A 16,499-nucleotide genomic window follows, 5' to 3' on the forward strand; every position below is an offset into this window, starting at 1 on the left:
GTCAAAGCGGGACCGCTAGCGGTGCTAAAAGACTGGCTGCCTACAGAAATAAGGCATAAATGTTGCGATGCGAAAAGCGGTTATGCCGAATCTGCGGTTTTTGTGGACAGCTTTGCCACGATCAGCCGGGTAAAGTGGCGCATCTCCATCGCCAGTGGATGCGAACGCGTAAACAAAAGTAGAAACCAGCCGCACCCGCCAAGCAGAACAGCAGCGACAATTTGAATCACGGATGTCCCCGCTGACCAGTCATTCATATACATCAGAACAGCGGCAGGCAGGCACGCAACGACCGTAAGCGAAAACGCTTCCAGATAGATTTTCACCAGTTCGCGATGATTCGAATCCGCCAGTCGGGGCATCATCGGCACATATAAAGCGATCGAAAAGAAAGCAGTCACGACTGTGGATGCTGCCGCCCCGATAATCCCAAAAAAGCAACCGATGGTCTGGGCCATCACGCCGAAAATCGATCGGGATACTTCATATTTCACTTGCAGACCGAGCTTGTCGCGGACTGCAAAGAGTTCCCAGTTCATCGCGAAGGTAAGCGAGATAAATTGCGCGACCATGAGCAAGCTGAGCACAGGCGCAGCGCCAAGCCATTTTTCCCCGTACAGACCGGCTATTAACGGTCGGGCAAGGACCGCGATGCCGATAAGCACAGGCCCCATGAAACCGGCGATCATCCGCAGGCCCAGCAGGAACGTATCCCTGACGACTCCGCGCTCTCTAAAATCCTTGGCGAGTTGGGCGTACACGACCCTCGTGCCTGTTCCGTAGAGATTGCTGAATATCATGTTCGAAAGGTTGGACGCCCGCGAATATAGCCCAAGCGTCGTCAGGCCCAGCAGTCGCCCCAGAACAAGGTCGGAAATGCGAGCGGCAGCGACCGAGACACCACTGACGGACATAATCTGAAAGCCGAACTTCGCTATGGGCCGCCATTGGGCAAGCGAAGTTCGGAAATTGACGTGATGCGGGGCAACGGACACGAAAGCGATCGTGCCAAAGACGGCGGATGCGACTGTTCCATAAGCTGGGCTCATGTAACTGGCCCCCATGGCCGCACTGGCGACCGTGACGATGATACTTATCGCCAGCTTCATCACACCAATCAACGACAGAGCGCCGAATTTCATCTCTCGCTGCAAAACCGTTGCTGGCCGAAATTCGGGAATAGATAATAGCGGGGTAAGCGCAAGCACTTGCAACACCGAAGCAACCGCGCTTTCCCTAAGAAAGATTGCCGTCGGATAACTCGCGCCCGCGATGATGAGCGCGAGCAAGATCGCCAACAGGGTGTTGATCGTGAAAGCGGTGTCGAGCGTTTTCTGCGATAACTCGACTTCGCGAATGACATAGGCACCCACCCCGAACGTAGAGACCAATTGCAAAAGGCCAATCGTCGCCGCGGCAACGGCATAAATTCCCATTTCGCGCGGCGACAACAATCGGGCGACCGCGATCGACCCAACGAATCCGATAAAAAAGGAAGCGAACTGAGCCGAGAAAGTCCAGATCACCGCTCGCCTTACCATCGCACCCTCAAATTTAGACGAGATCGTCGCTGTACAGCCTGTCGCGCCCGGGCACTACACGCGTTTTCACGCGTTTGCACAGCGGGCCTCAGACCCATTCGACCGCAACTAGATCTTTATGATCAATAGCGGCCGAGGGAAAATGGCGGAGCGGCAGGGATTCGAACCCTGGATGGGCTTTTGACCCATACTCACTTTCCAGGCGAGCGCCTTCGACCACTCGGCCACCGCTCCGCATGCACTGGAAGGGGTGCGCCCTAGCTGGCGATAGCTCTGAGCGCAACCGGCAGGGCGAGTGTCTTTTGTTTCAAACACAACAGTGTCAGGATATCGCGATGAAACGCGCCGCCCTCATCGCCGCTGCCCTGCTATTGCCCGCCGCCGCAACGCCTCTTCCTCCTCCTGCTGCTGCCCCCTCCGAAATCATTGCCGCAGCCCCTGTCGCGGATTGGGTCACGATTGCCGACGCTGACCTGCTCATCATGAACCTCGCGTCCAACAATTCGGGCCATGCACGACAGGTAATAATCCAGTTGATGCCAGCACCGTTTTCGCAAGGATGGGTTGCCAATGTTCGCATGCTGGCGGCGGTGCATTGGTGGGACGGGACCTCGGTCAATCGGGTGCAGGACAATTATGTCGCGCAATGGGGTGATGCGACCGGGAAGAAAACATTGCCCAGCGCGCTGATCAAAGTCCCACCAGCGGATTATACCACTCCGCGCACCGACAAATTCGGACAGTCCGCTCAGCTCAGCGCAGACAGCTATGCTCCCGAAACCGGTTTCATTGCAGGATGGCCCTATGCGTCCGATGGCCACGAAGCATGGTCCGTCCACTGTTATGGCATGGTCGGCATTGGGCGCGATATGTCGCCTGACACCGGCTCTGGGGCCGAACTTTACGCAGTCATCGGGCAAGCACCGCGCCACCTCGATCGCAATATCGCGCTGGTCGGGCGTGTCGTGTCGGGTATCGAAAACCTGTCGAGTCTGCCGCGGGGGACTGGCGCACTCGGCTTTTACGAAAAGCCCGAACAGCGTGTGACAATCAAATCGATCAAACTTGCAGCAGAGTTACCCGAAGCCGACCGCCCGCGCTTTCAGTATTTGTCCACCGAAAGCGCCAGCTTCGCGAAATATGCTGACGCCCGCGCCAATCGCCGTGATCCGTTTTTTATCAGACCCGCAGGCGGGGCCGATATCTGCAACGTGCCCGTTCCGATCAGGAGCGTTCCGATCAAATCTCCCTAGCGCAATACCATTCGGTCGCCTGCAATCTGTACGTTGCCGACCCGCCGCAACCAGCTTTGCCCAAGCAACGAAATGTTCATTTTGCTATCCACCACGACGGCATCGACATTGCGCGCCTCAACCGCGCCGATACCGACCCGATCAAGGGTCACAGGTTTCAGCTTGATATCGCCGCCCGCTGTCTGCGCCGTTCCGGTAAAGTCGCCTTCTGAAAATTGCAGCCCCGCCGCCTGAGCATCTGCGCGACTGAGCGCCACAGTTGTCGCCCCGGTATCGACCAGCACATGGATGGTCGCGCCATTGATAATTGCGTCGGCATAAAAATGCCCGTCGGCGGATCGGGTTAACGTCACATCCGCCAGTCCATTACCCGCCGCCTCGGCGACCGGAAGCGCGTGCACCGTCATCACAGCCTGCACGGGCGCAACCGGGACATGCTGCCCGCCGTACGGCGAGATTAGAGCAACGGCGAATGCGGCGCCCACAACCCATAGTGCGAACTTCATCATAGCGATGAAATACCGCACCATCCCTTACGCAGTGTTAAACAGTAACGCTTCCATCCGTTGCGGTCGCGCGCGCTCCCCGCTAGGCGACTTTCACGATGGATTATATCAGCACCAGAGGCAGCGCACCGGCGCTCGGATTCGAAGATGTGACGCTTGCGGGCCTCGCCAGCGACGGTGGGCTTTATGTGCCCCGCGTATGGCCGATGCTTAGCGCCGATGAAATCGCCGGGCTTGCGGGTGCCTCCTATGTCGAGACCGCCATCACCGTCATGCGGCCATTTGTCGTGGGCGCGCTCGACGATGCTGCCCTGCGCGATCTCTGTACCCAGGCTTATGGGCGTTTCAATCACGATGCCGTTACGCCGCTTGTCCAGCTCGATTCGCAGAACTGGCTGCTCGAATTGTTTCATGGACCGACGCTGGCGTTCAAGGACGTCGCGCTGCAACTGCTCGGCCTGTTGTTCGAACGCTTCCTGACGAATCGCGACACCCATTTGACCGTGGTTGGTGCGACGTCCGGCGACACGGGCTCTGCTGCGATCGATGCTCTGGCCGGACGTGCCAAGGTCGATGTCTTTATGTTGCATCCTGCGGGTCGCGTGTCGGACGTTCAGCGTCGTCAGATGACCACGGTATTGTCACCCAACATCTACAACATCGCGGTCGAGGGCAGCTTCGACCACGCGCAAGCCATCGTAAAGGCCATGTTTGCCGACCCGGAAACAACGTCGCGCGTAACGATGTCGGCGGTCAATTCGATCAACTGGGCACGATTGATGGCCCAGGTTGTTTATTATTTCTACGCTGCAGTCCGCCTTGGGGCACCCGATCGCAAAGTCGCCTTCGCCGTTCCGACGGGTAACTTCGGCGACGTGTTTGCCGGTTATGTCGCATCACGTATGGGTCTGCCCATCGAACGGCTAATCGTCGCGACCAACGTCAACGACATCCTTCACCGTGCGCTATCGACTGGCGATTATTCCTGCGGCCTCGTCACTCCCACCGCGACCCCCTCGATGGATATTCAGGTCAGCTCGAACTTCGAACGGCTGTTGTTCGACCTATCGGGACGCGATGGCCTCGCACTTGCTGGAATGATGCGCGGGTTCGAGCAATCGAAGGCCATGACCATACCCGAAAACATGCTGAACGGTGCACGTGGCCTGTTCGCCAGTGCGCGGATCGATGGCGACGACATGGCGAGCGCGATGCGATGGGCGCATGATCGTGCTGGTCAGTTGCTCGACCCGCACACCTCTGTCGGCCTTGCCGCTGCACGCAAGGCAGGCATCGCTTCGGACGTGCCGATCGTCACGCTCGCCACCGCGCATCCGGCCAAGTTCCGCGATGCCGTCGAACGTGCAACCGGTTTCCGACCCGCCATGCCCGCGCGACTCGGTGGCCTGTTCGACCGCGAGGAACGCTTCGATACTTTGCCAGCTACGCTCGAAGCCGTGCGCGCTTATGTGCTTGAACGCTCCAAATGAAGCTAACGACGCTGATCGGCGAACCGTGGAGTGATTACGGCCTGATCGACAGCGGCGACGGTCTGAAGTTCGAACGATACGGACCCTATCGATTCGTCCGCCCCGAACCACAGGCGATGTGGGCACCGGCGCAACCCGCATGGGATAGCGATGGTGCATTCGTGCCGGGTTCGGATGAGGATGGCGGTGGTCGCTGGATCTTCGAACGCGAAACTCCCAAAGCGGGGTGGAAGCTTGGTTGGGACGATATTTCATTCACGGCGCAAACTACGCCCTTTCGCCACCTGGGCTTTTTCCCTGACATGATGCCGGTCTGGGAATGGGCACGCGGAAAGCTAACGGGGAAGGCCGACCCCACATGCCTCAACTTGTTCGGCTATACCGGCGTCGGCAGCCTTGCTCTCGCCAGCGCTGGCGCCATGGTCACGCACGTCGATGCATCGAAAAAATCGGTCGAAGCGGCAAAGGGCAATGCCAGACTTTCCGGCCTGTCCGATAAGCCGATTCGCTGGCTGATCGACGACGCGACCAAATTCACCGCTCGCGAAGTCCGTCGTGGTAAACGTTATGACGGGATCATCCTCGATCCCCCAAAATACGGACGCGGACCAGAGGGAGAAGTCTGGCAGCTTGAAACCGATCTGGCCGCTTTGATCGCCAACGTCCGCGCGCTGGTCGATGAAAACTCGTCGTTCGTGTTCCTGACCGTCTATGCAATCCGGATGTCGGCACTCAGCATCGGTGAGTTGTTGCGCCAGTCATTTGCAGACCTTCCCGGCACCGTTGAATGCGGCGAGCTTGGTGTACGAGAGGAAGCACGTAGCCTGATCCTGCCAACAGCGATCTGGGCGCGCTGGTCGGCCTGACCCGCTTATTCCCGCAATGCCCGCATCGCCGCACCAGCAGCGAACGGCGCAATCCCGACAAGCAGCAACGAAGCAGCCGCCAGTAGTTTCAGACCCCCAACGCCCGATGGTGCAAGGCTCCCCGCTCCAAAAATTAGGATTGGTATGGCGAGCGGCAACATTAAAAGTCCTGCCAGCGCCGAAGTTCCTCGCAACCCAGCGGTTAGCGCCGAGGTCATCAGTCCCAGCGCCGCCAGCCCCGGCGTACCGAGCAACAAGCCGACTTCGACAACCCAAAGCGTTGCTCCGTCCAGTTTCAGCAACCCTGCCGCCGGAACAGCCGCCAGCATCAGCGCAGGTCCGAAACCCAGCCAGTGCGCACACAGTTTTGCCAGCGCCACGACCTCATCGGCGATTCCACGCACCGCAAACTGATCGAGAACGCCATTCGAGACATCTGGCGCGACCAGCCGATCGACCGGCAGCAGCGCCGCCAGCAATGCCGCTACCCACAACACCCCGCCCCCTGTCCGCGCCAGTAAAGGGCCGTCGGGACCCACCGCAAACGGGTATAACGTCGCCACCATAAGAAAGAATATCACCGGCAGAACGATGCCGTTGTTTGCAAATGAACGCGTGAAGTCGCGCACAATAAGGCGAATTATAATCACGCGTTGGTTACTTCGTTTGAGACAAGGGAACCCAGATGAAGAAGCTTGGCACCCGGCACATTCAGTCCCTGATGAGAAGCCACAACCACGATACCGCCACAACCACGGTGCCCGGCAATCAATCGCTCCAGCATAGTCACCGAAGCCACATCCAGTCCGTTGCCCGGCTCATCAAGCAACCAGATATCAGCCCCGCTTGCGAACGTCCGTGCCAAAGTCGCCCGCCGCCGCTGCCCAGTGGACAGCATTCGTACCGGCACCTCGCCCAGATGTGCCATCCCAACCGCGCTCAGAGCAACACCAGCATCACCGCCGTCAAGTCCCACCCAGAACCCCAGCGCACGCCCCAGCGGCAGCGTGAGGTCAAGCGCGGGGTGTTCGTCTGCCAACGCAATCGCGCCGCTCCGTTCGATCCGCCCCTCCGTCGTCTCCAGCAACCCCGCCGCCAGTCGCAACAGGCTCGATTTTCCGACGCCGTTCGGACCACTGACGATCAACGCGTCACCCGGTCCCAGCACAAACGACACATCGGCAAACAGCGTACGCCCGCCACGCCGACAGGCGACACCGTCGAACACCAGATTTGCTTGCGTAGATTGACCCGACCCCTGCATGGCTGCGACATAGCTTAGCAACAGCGAAGGGCAAAACATGATCGAACAATTGAATGAAGCCGAACGGGCGACCGCGCTCGACAGTTTGTGCGAATGGGATTTCGACGAAGCACGCGATGCCCTCACCCGGCAGTTCGCGTTCGCCGATTTCTCCGAAGCATTCGGATTCATGGCACGCGTGGCTTTGCTCGCAGACAAGGCCGACCATCACCCCGAATGGTCGAACGTTTATAACCGCGTCGACATCTTGCTCACCACGCACGACGCGGGCGGACTGTCACACCGCGATGTCGATCTGGCGACCGCGATCGATAAATTAATCGACTAAGCTGTGCCCGGCCCCGCTGCTTTCGCCAACGTGCGTCCACGTTGCATCAGCAGCCCCGGAGCCCAACGCGCAAGAAACGCGATCTTTCGCGCGGTCTTTCCGATGGGCAGGAAAGTATGGTTCCCGTGGGCGGCTTTCCATACCGCCTCGGCAACTTTTTCGACGGGCGTAAACTCCAGACCGGCCGCACGCACCATCTCACGAATGCTGAGGTTTGATCCAGTGCTGCTGACATCCAGCAGCGGCGTGTCGATAAAGCCCGGCATGATCGCCCGCACCTTGATCCCATGTTCCGCCCATTCCTGATCGAGCGACTGGGTCATCGCCCGCACCCCAAACTTGGTCGCCGCATAGCTTGACATCCTGGGGCTGGCGTAAAGCCCGGCTGCCGATGATGTGTTCACCAGCGCCGATCCGGCGGTCGCCTTCAGATATTTGAACCCCGCCTGCGCACCATAAAAGACGCCCTTCAGATTGATGTCGATGATCCGATCAATCTCCTCCGTCGGCGTTTCGCTGAGCGGCCCACCCGCGCCAATGCCCGCATTATTGAACAGCAGATCGATCCGGCCATCGGTTTTTTCCGTAAACTCGGCAAGAACCCGATCCCATTGCTCGCGGTCGCGAACGTCGAGAATATGGCTGGAACTGCCACCGGCGGGCAACAGCGCCGCGGTTTCCGCCATGCCTGCCGCATTCACATCGGCAAGCCCGACAAACCAGCCCTTGGCAGCAAAATATTCCGCCGTAGCCCGACCTATGCCAGATCCGCCGCCTGTAATGAAAATCGCCTTCATCATTGCCTCGCCTTTTTTCTACCTTCACAACGCAGGGCGTGACCGATGGCAACCTAAATCGCGGACCGGGCGTGCGTCTGAAGGATGTCTCGCGGATATACGCCGGACGCGCCGCCGTCGATGCGATTACTCTGGACATCGCGGCAGGCAGTTTTGTTGCGCTGGTAGGATCTTCCGGGTCGGGCAAATCGACTTTGTTGAAAACCATCAATCGGCTGGTTAAGCCCAATACCGGCACCATCGAAATAGACGGCGTCAATCCCACCGACGCAGCCTATTCAGTCCGTCGAAAGATTGGCTATGTCATTCAGGGTACCGGACTTTTCCCACATCTCGATGTTGCTGCCAACATCGCAATGGGCTTGCGCATCGCCCGAGTCCGCGACCCGCAGAGACGTGTGAACGATATGCTGAAACTAGTGGATCTGCCGCTAGATTACGCTTCCAGAATGCCCGACACGTTGTCCGGCGGACAGCGACAGCGGGTCGGTTTCGCCCGCGCCCTTGCCACTGGGCCCGGCCTGATGCTGATGGATGAGCCATTCGGTGCGCTCGACCCCGTCACGCGCGATAACCTTAGCACCGCGTACCGCGCGCTTCATGACAGGCTTGGCCTGACCAGCATTATGGTGACACACGACATGGCAGAGGCACTGCTGATTGCAGACCGTATCGTCGTGCTGGACACCGGGAAAATCGTGGCTGACGCGGCTCCAGTTGACCTTCTGAACAACGGCGGCGGCCCGATTGTCAACGCTCTGATCGCAGTCCCACGCGGCCAGGCCGAACGCATCGCGAAAATGCTGACATGAACTGGTCCTCCGCCTTAGAGCGCCTGCCTCCGCTGCTTGCCTCACACATCCTGCTTGCGGCGTCGGCGCTATTGCTAGGGTTGATCATCGCCCTGCCCGTCGGGGTTTACGCCACCCGGCACCCACGCTTCGGCCGCATTGCGCTGGGCTTTGCAAGTCTTGTGCAGACCATCCCGTCGCTAGCGCTGCTCGCGCTGTTCTATCCGTTGCTGCTGGCGATTTCCGCATTTGTTTCGGTTCCGGCGCTGGGGTTTCTTCCCTCTCTCCTCGCGCTCGCGCTCTATGCTCTGCTACCGATCCTGCGGAATACGGTAATCGCTCTGAATGGCATCGATCCCGAAGTTATCGAAGCCGCCGACGGGATCGGCATGACATCCGCGCAAAAACTCCGCATCGTCGAAGCACCGCTCGCACTGCCGGTTATCATGGGCGGTATCCGCACCGCCGCCGTCTGGACAATCGGTGCTGCGACGCTGTCCACTACAGTCGGTCAGCCTAGCCTTGGCGATATCATCTTCTCTGGCCTCCAGACGCAAAACTGGGTTCTTGTCCTCACCGGCTGCATTGCCGCCGCTGGCCTCGCGCTGGCGGTCGATGGCTTGCTTGCCGTGGCGGAACGTGGACTGGCGACCCGGCGGCGCTGGTTATGGATCATACCGCTTGCCGTGGCAGTCCTCGTCCCGACAGCAATCGCAGTATCGCGCGCAGCCCCGGCTCCAACGATCACCATCGGAGCAAAAAATTTCTCCGAGCAGTATATCCTCGCCCGTGTGATCGGCCACCAACTGGAAGCGGCGGGTTATCGTGTCCGCTACAAGGAGAACCTCGGTTCGGCGGTCGTGTTCGACGCACTCAGCGGCAACGACGTCGATGTCTATGTCGAATATGCAGGCACGTTATGGACCAGCGCGATGAAGCGGAGCGACGTGCCATCGAAACCCGACATGGACCGCGCAGTCGGTCAATGGGTGCTTCGCAACCACGGCGTCACCAGCCTCGGCCCCCTCGGGTTCGAGAATGCCTACGCGCTGGCCCTGCCGGGTGATCTGGCGCGCCGCCGTGGCCTGAAATCCCTATCGGACCTGACCGCAGCGGCGCCCGACCTGACGCTGGGTGCCGACCTCGAATTTCTCGACCGCCCCGAATGGGGTGCGATCCGCCGTGCCTATGCCCTCGACTTCAAGGGAACCCGCGCCTTTGCCCCAACCTTCATGTATGCCGCGCTAAAGAGCCATGATGCCGACGTTATCTCCGCCTTCTCCTCCGATGGACGTATCGCGGCGGACGGGCTGGTCGTTTTGACCGACCCCCGGAATGCCATCCCCGGTTATGACGCCTTGTTGCTTATCGGCCCAAAGGCCAGCGGCAATGCCCGCCTGCTGGCAACGCTCCGTCCATTGGTCGACGCGATCCCCGTCGATGCCATGCGCCACGCAAACCTGATGGTGGATGGCCCTGAAAAGGCGTCGACCGAAGCTGCGGCGGCTTGGCTCGAAGCAGCAATCGCGGCTAAGCCCGCGCGATGACCCCAGAAAGATTCCCAGTCCTTGTCACCGGTGGCGCCGGATACATCGGAAGCCATGCCGTTCTGGCTCTGCGTGACGCGGGCTGGCCTGTCATCGTCATCGACAACCTCAGCACGGGCTTCCGCTGGGCGATTCCTGATGACGTAACGCTGGTCGAAGGCGACCTAGCCGATACCGCACTGGTCGACACCGTTTTACGAAGCCACAAAATCGGCGCGATCATTCATTTTGCCGGGTCGATCATCGTACCCGAATCCGTCGACAACCCGCTTAAATATTATCGTAATAACACCGCCAACAGTCGTGGCCTGATCGAATGCGCGATCGATGCCGGCGTGAAGCATTTCATCTTTTCGTCGACCGCCGCCACCTATGGCATTCCCGAAATCGTGCCCGTTCGCGAAGACATGCCGACGGTTCCGATCAATCCGTATGGCATGTCGAAACTAATGACCGAGGTGATGCTGCGCGATGTCGCGGCAGCCCACCCGATCAATTATTGCGCGCTGCGTTACTTCAACGTCGCGGGTGCCGATCCGCTAGGCCGGACGGGGCAATCGACCGCCGGCGCAACACATTTGATCAAGGTCGGCGTCGAAGCCGCCATCGGCAAACGCGACCATGTCAGCGTGTTCGGCACCGATTATCACACGCCCGACGGCACCGGCGTGCGCGATTACATCCATGTCAGCGACCTTGCCGACGCCCATGTGGCCGCCCTCGATAAACTGATTGCCGACCCAGCGACCAGCCACGTCATGAACGCCGGATACAAGCGCGGATTTTCAGTCAACGAAGTGCTGGATGCCGTCGATCGTGTGACCAACATGACGATCGAGCGGCGCTATGGCCCCCGTCGCGCGGGCGACCCCGATACACTGATCGCCGACAATGCCCGCATATTGGCGACGCTGGACTGGACCCCGAAACGCGCCGACCTCGACGGCATCGTCCGCGACGCTTTGGCGTGGGAACGGAAGCTGGCGGAAAAAGCTTAAATGGACCCACTCAGTCGCCCCGCCTGGCACGCTCTTAGAGGACGACAGGCAGACTTTTGCATCGGAAACGATCGCGCAGTCCGCATGGCCGAACATTTCGGTCCCTTCGGAGCAGCGGCCGACGGATCGACCGAAAACCTAAACGCGCTTGCCGCACTACTTCCTCCAAAAGGCGAAATCTGGTTGGTCGAATCCGACCCCGTCGATCTGCCGCCAAAATTTGCGATCATTCGCGAAGCCCTTTGCGTTCAGATGGTTGCTCCTGAAATCACCCCTTCGTCGTCGCACTTCGAAATCTCACCCCTGACGCAGGCTGATGCTCCCGAAATGCAAACGCTGGCCAAACTGACCGAACCCGGCCCGTTTCACGCGCGAACCAACGAATTGGGCCGATTCGTGGGAATAAAGATCGACGGCAAGCTCGCGGCAATGGCGGGCGAACGATTGCGCCCGCCCGGTCATGTCGAAGTCAGCGGCGTCTGCACATATCCCGAATTTCGTGGGCGCGGATATGCGGCCGCCCTCATGCGCCATGTCGCCCAGCGAATCGTGGACGATGGCGAAATCCCGTTCCTTCACGCCTATGCCAGCAATACTGGCGCAATCGCTCTCTATGAATCGCTTGGGTTTCGGACCCATCGGATGATCAAGACTATCGTCGTCGGTTGAACCTGAACCCTAAAACCACACGTCCACTGCGTGAATGGCGACACCAACCAGCCCGCCGACAACCGTACCATTCACCCGGATATACTGCAGGTCCCGTCCGACCGCATTTTCCAGACGACCAGTAATCGTGTCCGCGTCCCACCCGCGAACCGTGTCCGAAACCAGCCTGACGATCTGGTCGCCGTAGCTAGCGGTAACACCGATCGCAGTGCGGCGAGCGAAGCGATTGATCGTCGAGCGCAGCCGGGCATCCTCCTGTAACGTCGTCCCCAATTGCTTCAGCATCTCACCGAATTTGCCAGCCAGTGCCGCGTCCGGGTTTTTCGCCGCACGCAACATCGCCGCCCGCGCCTGCTCCCACAACCCATCGAGCCAGCGCAACATCGCCGGATTCTCCAGTATCTCGTCGCGAAAACCGGCAACCCGCTCCCGCATCCGCTCATCGAATTGCAAATCGGCAGCAAGTTTCTGCAACCCTTCCTCTGCCTTGGCGCGCAACGGATGTTCGGGATCATTCGCCATATCATCGAGCATTTTTTGCAGCCCGGTAACGATAGCACTGGACAGCGTCTCATCCAGTCCGGTCCAGCGCATGATGCTCCCCGCGCGCTTGTGAACCATGTCGCGAATCAGCGCATCATTGTGCAGTAACGTCTTCCCCGCCCAGCGGATCAAACCGTCGAGCAAGGGCATATGGCGGTGTTCGGCAATCGCAGCACTCAACGCCTGACCCAGCAATGGTGCCAGATCCAAACTGCGTATCCGCGCCGAAATCGCGCCCTTCACCATGCCGCCCAGCCGTTCCTGATCGAGCGATCCGATCATATGGGCAACCAGCCGCGAAGCACCGTCGCGCATCCGCCCGGTGCTATCCGGCGGTGATGTCAGAAACCGGCCTGCTGCGGACGCCAGATCGAGTTTGCGCATCCGCCGACCGACAACGGCGGGGGTCAGGAAATTATCGCGCAGGAACAGTGCCAGCGTATCGCCGATCCGATCCTTGTTCCGCGGGATGATCGCCGTGTGCGGGATCGGCAGCCCAAGCGGGTGCCGAAACAATGCCGTAACCGCGAACCAATCGGCCAACCCACCAACCATCGCCGCCTCGGCGAAGGCCCGGACGAATCCAACTGCCGGATAAACCTGGCTGAACGTGCGTGCGATCGCATATACGACCGCCATCAACACCAGCAAACCGGTCGCAACCATTCGCATACGACCGGGGCCGCCCTGCATGGGAATCAATCTCAAACCGGCGATACGGGTGGCCATCATTTCAATCCAACGCGCGCCCGCGCTGCAGGTTCACCAACGCAGGCGATTCACTCGGCGGGCCGAACGACGGGAGGCTCTATCGGCGGTCCTTTGTCGCCATGCTCGCCGCCATTCGTCAGCTTGCGTGCCAACCAGGGACCGACATGTTCCTCTATCCCGACCGCCATGCTGAAAGTCGCTGGCACGATCAACAATGTTAGCAACGTCGATACGATGAGGCCACCGATTACGGTGATGCCCATCGGCGCACGAAAGCTGCCGTCACCGCTTAACGACAGGGCAACAGGAACCATCCCTGCGACCATGGCCACCGTCGTCATCAGGATCGGCTGCGCACGTTTATGGCCTGCGTCGAGGATCGCCGTGAACTTGTCCACGCCCTTGGACATCTCTTCCAGTGCAAAATCCACTAGCAGAATCGAATTTTTCGCCACGATGCCGAGCAACATGAGGAAACCTATAAGCACCGGCATCGAAATCGGCGTGCCGGTCATTCGCAGGGCCAGTGCGCCGCCAAGGGGTGCCAGCAATAACGAACCCATATTCACGAACGGAGGCATCACGCGCTTGTACAACAACACAAGCACTGCAAAAACGAGGAAGACGCCCGAAATCACAGCGATTATAAAGTTCAAAACCAATTCCGCCTGCCACTTCTCCTGACCCAGATGGAGTTCCTTGATTCCTTGAGGCAGGTTTTTCAACGCGGGCAGCGCAGCAATCTTGGGCATTGCTTCACCTGAAACGAGTCCCGGTGCCAGATCGACACCGATCGACAGTCTCCTGATCTGGTTGGTGCGTTGAATAACCGTCGGGCCAGCACCGAATCCGACATCGGCAACGACATTCAGCGGAACCGAGCCACCGCTCGCCGTCGGCACAGGCAGGTTTTGAATGGTCGCAAGGCTGCGGCGGGCATCTTCACCGATCAGCGTCCGTATTGGAATTTGCCGATCGGACAGTGAGAATTTCGCGGTATTCTGATCGATATCACCCAACGTCGCGATACGGATCGTCTGGCTCAGCGCCTGTGTGGTCACACCCAGCTCGGCGGCGAGATCCATACGCGGATGAATCGTGATTTCGGGACGTTGCAAATCCGCTGCCGTTCGCGGCGCACGCAACTCCGGCAACGTTTTCATCTGTTCGACGATCTTGTTGCCCTGCGCCAGCAAGGCGTCCGGATCATCCCCACCGATAGTGATCGTGATGTCTCGTCCGGTATTGCCCGGGCCGCCCTGCGACTGCGACTGGAACGCGACCCGTGCATCGGGGACGAGGTTCAGTTTGGTCGCCCAACTCCGCTCGAACTGGACGCTGGTCACCGACCTCTTCTTTTTCAAAGTCAGATAGATGTTCGCAGTGCCGACGTTGATATTCGCAAACGCCGATTGCACTTCGGGCGCGGTGGAAATCTCCTTGGTGACGGCATCGGTAACCGCAGTCGTCTGAGCAAGTGTCGATCCGGGAGTCAACTCGATCCGGATTTGGCTGTAATCGGTGTTGATAGTCGGCTGAAACGTCATGGGCATGCCCCAGAACGTCAGGATCGTCGCGAAAAACGCCACGACGCCAACGGTTATCGTTTTCCAGCGATGGATCAGCGTCCAGCGCAGCGTCTTCATATACCAGTCCATCAGCCGCCCCTCGCCATGCGAAGCGGCGCCATGGCTTTTCAGGAAATAGGCGGCGACCATTGGCGTAATCAGGCGCGCAACAGCCAGGCTCATCAGCACCGATGCGACGACCGTCAGACCGAAGTTTTTGAAAAACTGACCCGAAATTCCGGGCATCAGGCCAACGGGCAGGAACACCGCCACGATCGCCATCGTCGTTGCCAGCACCGCCAGCCCGATCTCATCGGCGGCGTCGATCGAAGCCTGATAAGCGGTTTTACCCATGCGCATATGCCGGACGATATTTTCGATCTCGACGATCGCGTCATCGACCAGCACACCGGCCACAAGGCTGAGCGCCAACAAGCTTAGACCGTTCAGCGAAAATCCCAAAAGGTCCATGAACCAGAACGTCGGTATGGCAGACAGCGGGATCGCGAGTGCAGAAATGATCGTGGCCCGCTTATCGCGCAGGAACAGATAAACGACCAGCACGGCCAGCACCGCGCCCTCAACCATAGCCTCGAGAGCCGATATATATTGCTCCTTGGTATAGCCGACGTCAGTGTAAAGTTCGACGAAATGAACCTTCGGATTTTCTTTTTCGAGCTTCACCAATTCCTTTTGGACCGCATCGTAAACAGAAACGTCGGAGGCACCCTTTGCTTTCTCGATCGAGAAGCTCAGCACTTGTCGACCGTTCATTTTGGCGATCTTGCGTTGTTCTGCGTAACTGTCGCGGACCGTCGCAATTTCGGCGAGCTTGATCGTCCGGCCTGCACCGACTGCAATCTGGGTTTGCGAAAGGGCAAAGGCGTTCTTTGCGTTACCGATTACACGAACTGCCTGCTCGGACCCGGCGATCTCAGCACGGCCACCGGCGGCATTGGTATTGACCGCTCGCAACTGCGCGTTGACCTGAGACGCAGTCACGCCATGAGCCTGTAACTTTGCGGGGTCGAGCACGACCTGAATTTCACGATCGACGCCGCCGCTTCGATTGACGGCCGCCAGGCCGGATATGCCAAGAATCCGCTTGGCCACGGTATTGTCGACATACCAGCTCAAATCCTCGATCGTCATATCAGTCGCCTGTGCGGATATGAATGCGATGGGATCGCCCGAAATATCGACGCGGCTCACCTGTGGTTCCAATATGCCGTCGGGTAAATCGGACCGAATGTTGGAAATGGCATCACGTACATCGTTCACGGCGCGATCTATCGGTGTGCCAATTGTGAACTGGACAAACGTCTGTGATGTTCCCTCGCGCACCGTCGAATTGATTTCATCGACGCCGCTGATCCCCCGGATCGCCGCTTCAACCTTTTGCGTTACCTGCGTTTCCAGCTCTGTCGGAGCAGCGCCGGGCTGCGAAACCAGGACGATAGCCGCAGGAAAATCGATGTCGGGATTGTTGTTCACCCGCATCTGCATGAAACTGAAAATGCCAGCCAGAGACAAGGCAATGAACAGCACGATCGGCGCAACAGGATTGCGGATCGACCATGCCGAAATATTACGAAAATTCATTGCCGCAAAAAGCCTTCAACCGGGT

At 59.1% G+C, this 16,499-nt stretch carries 14 protein-coding genes, 1 tRNA gene and 1 pseudogene; 8 read left to right on the forward strand and 8 right to left on the reverse strand.

The annotated features are described in order from the left end of the window. Positions 1-80: 80 nt before the first annotated feature. A complete protein-coding gene (locus tag D3Y57_RS10245) occupies positions 81-1,526 on the reverse strand; it encodes an oligosaccharide flippase family protein (RefSeq protein WP_162987079.1) in 1,446 nt (481 codons plus the stop codon). 158 nt (positions 1,527-1,684) lie between these two features. Continuing rightward, a tRNA-Ser gene (locus D3Y57_RS10250) sits at positions 1,685-1,775 on the reverse strand. Between the two features lie 101 nt (positions 1,776-1,876). Here D3Y57_RS10250 and D3Y57_RS10255 point away from each other — a divergent pair. Continuing rightward, the gene (locus D3Y57_RS10255; protein ID WP_121152898.1) at positions 1,877-2,794 is read left to right on the forward strand and encodes a peptidylprolyl isomerase; all 918 of its coding nucleotides are present in this window, start codon (positions 1,877-1,879) and stop codon (positions 2,792-2,794) included. Here D3Y57_RS10255 and D3Y57_RS10260 read toward each other — a convergent pair. Further along, positions 2,791-3,303, reverse strand: coding sequence for a retropepsin-like aspartic protease family protein (locus D3Y57_RS10260; RefSeq protein ID WP_162987080.1), 513 nt, complete (start codon positions 3,301-3,303; stop codon positions 2,791-2,793). The two genes, D3Y57_RS10255 and D3Y57_RS10260, sit on opposite strands and share 4 nt — an antisense overlap. 95 nt (positions 3,304-3,398) lie before the next feature. Here D3Y57_RS10260 and thrC point away from each other — a divergent pair, with 95 nt between their 5' ends. Both thrC and D3Y57_RS10270 read left to right on the forward strand, forming a co-directional pair. After that, positions 3,399-4,790: a threonine synthase gene (gene thrC / locus D3Y57_RS10265; RefSeq protein WP_121152900.1), complete on the forward strand. Its 1,392-nt coding sequence runs from the start codon at positions 3,399-3,401 to the stop codon at positions 4,788-4,790. Further along, the gene (locus D3Y57_RS10270) at positions 4,787-5,656 is read left to right on the forward strand and encodes an RsmD family RNA methyltransferase (RefSeq protein ID WP_121152901.1); all 870 of its coding nucleotides are present in this window, start codon (positions 4,787-4,789) and stop codon (positions 5,654-5,656) included. The genes thrC and D3Y57_RS10270 overlap by 4 nt, the downstream gene beginning before the upstream one ends. A gap of 5 nt (positions 5,657-5,661) precedes the next feature. Here the strand turns inward: D3Y57_RS10270 and D3Y57_RS10275 are convergent, their stop codons facing one another. Together D3Y57_RS10275 and ccmA are read right to left on the reverse strand one after the other, a co-directional pair. Further along, positions 5,662-6,303, reverse strand: a complete 642-nt coding sequence (locus D3Y57_RS10275) for a heme exporter protein CcmB (RefSeq protein ID WP_121155742.1) — start codon at positions 6,301-6,303, stop codon at positions 5,662-5,664. Next, the gene (gene ccmA / locus D3Y57_RS10280; protein WP_121155744.1) at positions 6,303-6,920 is read right to left on the reverse strand and encodes a heme ABC exporter ATP-binding protein CcmA; all 618 of its coding nucleotides are present in this window, start codon (positions 6,918-6,920) and stop codon (positions 6,303-6,305) included. The genes D3Y57_RS10275 and ccmA overlap by 1 nt, the downstream gene beginning before the upstream one ends. A gap of 34 nt (positions 6,921-6,954) precedes the next feature. Between ccmA and D3Y57_RS10285 the strand changes: the two are divergent. After that, a pseudogene (locus tag D3Y57_RS10285) lies at positions 6,955-7,248 on the forward strand (4a-hydroxytetrahydrobiopterin dehydratase); the annotation flags it as partial. Here D3Y57_RS10285 and D3Y57_RS10290 read toward each other — a convergent pair. Continuing rightward, positions 7,245-8,048 (reverse strand): SDR family oxidoreductase, encoded by an 804-nt coding sequence (locus D3Y57_RS10290; protein WP_121152903.1) that lies wholly within the window; start codon positions 8,046-8,048, stop codon positions 7,245-7,247. The pseudogene D3Y57_RS10285 and the gene D3Y57_RS10290 sit on opposite strands and share 4 nt — an antisense overlap. A 35-nt stretch (positions 8,049-8,083) precedes the next feature. On the opposite strand from D3Y57_RS10290, the gene D3Y57_RS10295 reads away from it, so the two are divergent. The 4 genes from D3Y57_RS10295 (at position 8,084) to D3Y57_RS10310 (ending at position 12,050) form a co-directional block, all read left to right on the forward strand. Further along, on the forward strand, positions 8,084-8,857 hold the full coding sequence (locus D3Y57_RS10295) for an ATP-binding cassette domain-containing protein (protein WP_121152904.1): 774 nt from the start codon (positions 8,084-8,086) through the stop codon (positions 8,855-8,857). Beyond that, a complete protein-coding gene (locus D3Y57_RS10300) occupies positions 8,854-10,383 on the forward strand; it encodes an ABC transporter permease/substrate-binding protein (RefSeq protein WP_121152905.1) in 1,530 nt (509 codons plus the stop codon). The genes D3Y57_RS10295 and D3Y57_RS10300 overlap by 4 nt, the downstream gene beginning before the upstream one ends. Further along, positions 10,380-11,381, forward strand: coding sequence for a UDP-glucose 4-epimerase GalE (gene galE / locus D3Y57_RS10305; protein WP_121152906.1), 1,002 nt, complete (start codon positions 10,380-10,382; stop codon positions 11,379-11,381). The genes D3Y57_RS10300 and galE overlap by 4 nt, the downstream gene beginning before the upstream one ends. Before the next feature lie 84 nt (positions 11,382-11,465). Next, positions 11,466-12,050 carry a GNAT family N-acetyltransferase gene (locus D3Y57_RS10310; RefSeq protein WP_239026024.1) on the forward strand — a complete coding sequence of 195 codons (585 nt, stop codon included), beginning with the start codon at positions 11,466-11,468 and terminating at the stop codon, positions 12,048-12,050. Between the two features lie 9 nt (positions 12,051-12,059). Here D3Y57_RS10310 and D3Y57_RS10315 read toward each other — a convergent pair whose 3' ends face one another. Next, positions 12,060-13,322 carry a DUF445 domain-containing protein gene (locus D3Y57_RS10315; protein WP_239026064.1) on the reverse strand — a complete coding sequence of 421 codons (1,263 nt, stop codon included), beginning with the start codon at positions 13,320-13,322 and terminating at the stop codon, positions 12,060-12,062. 50 nt (positions 13,323-13,372) lie between these two features. Beyond that, positions 13,373-16,474: an efflux RND transporter permease subunit gene (locus tag D3Y57_RS10320; RefSeq protein ID WP_121152908.1), complete on the reverse strand. Its 3,102-nt coding sequence runs from the start codon at positions 16,472-16,474 to the stop codon at positions 13,373-13,375. Positions 16,475-16,499 lie beyond the last annotated feature (25 nt).

It is taken from the genome of Sphingomonas paeninsulae, assembly GCF_003660165.1.
In the GTDB taxonomy this organism is placed as follows: Bacteria; Pseudomonadota; Alphaproteobacteria; order Sphingomonadales; family Sphingomonadaceae; genus Sphingomonas_O; species Sphingomonas_O paeninsulae.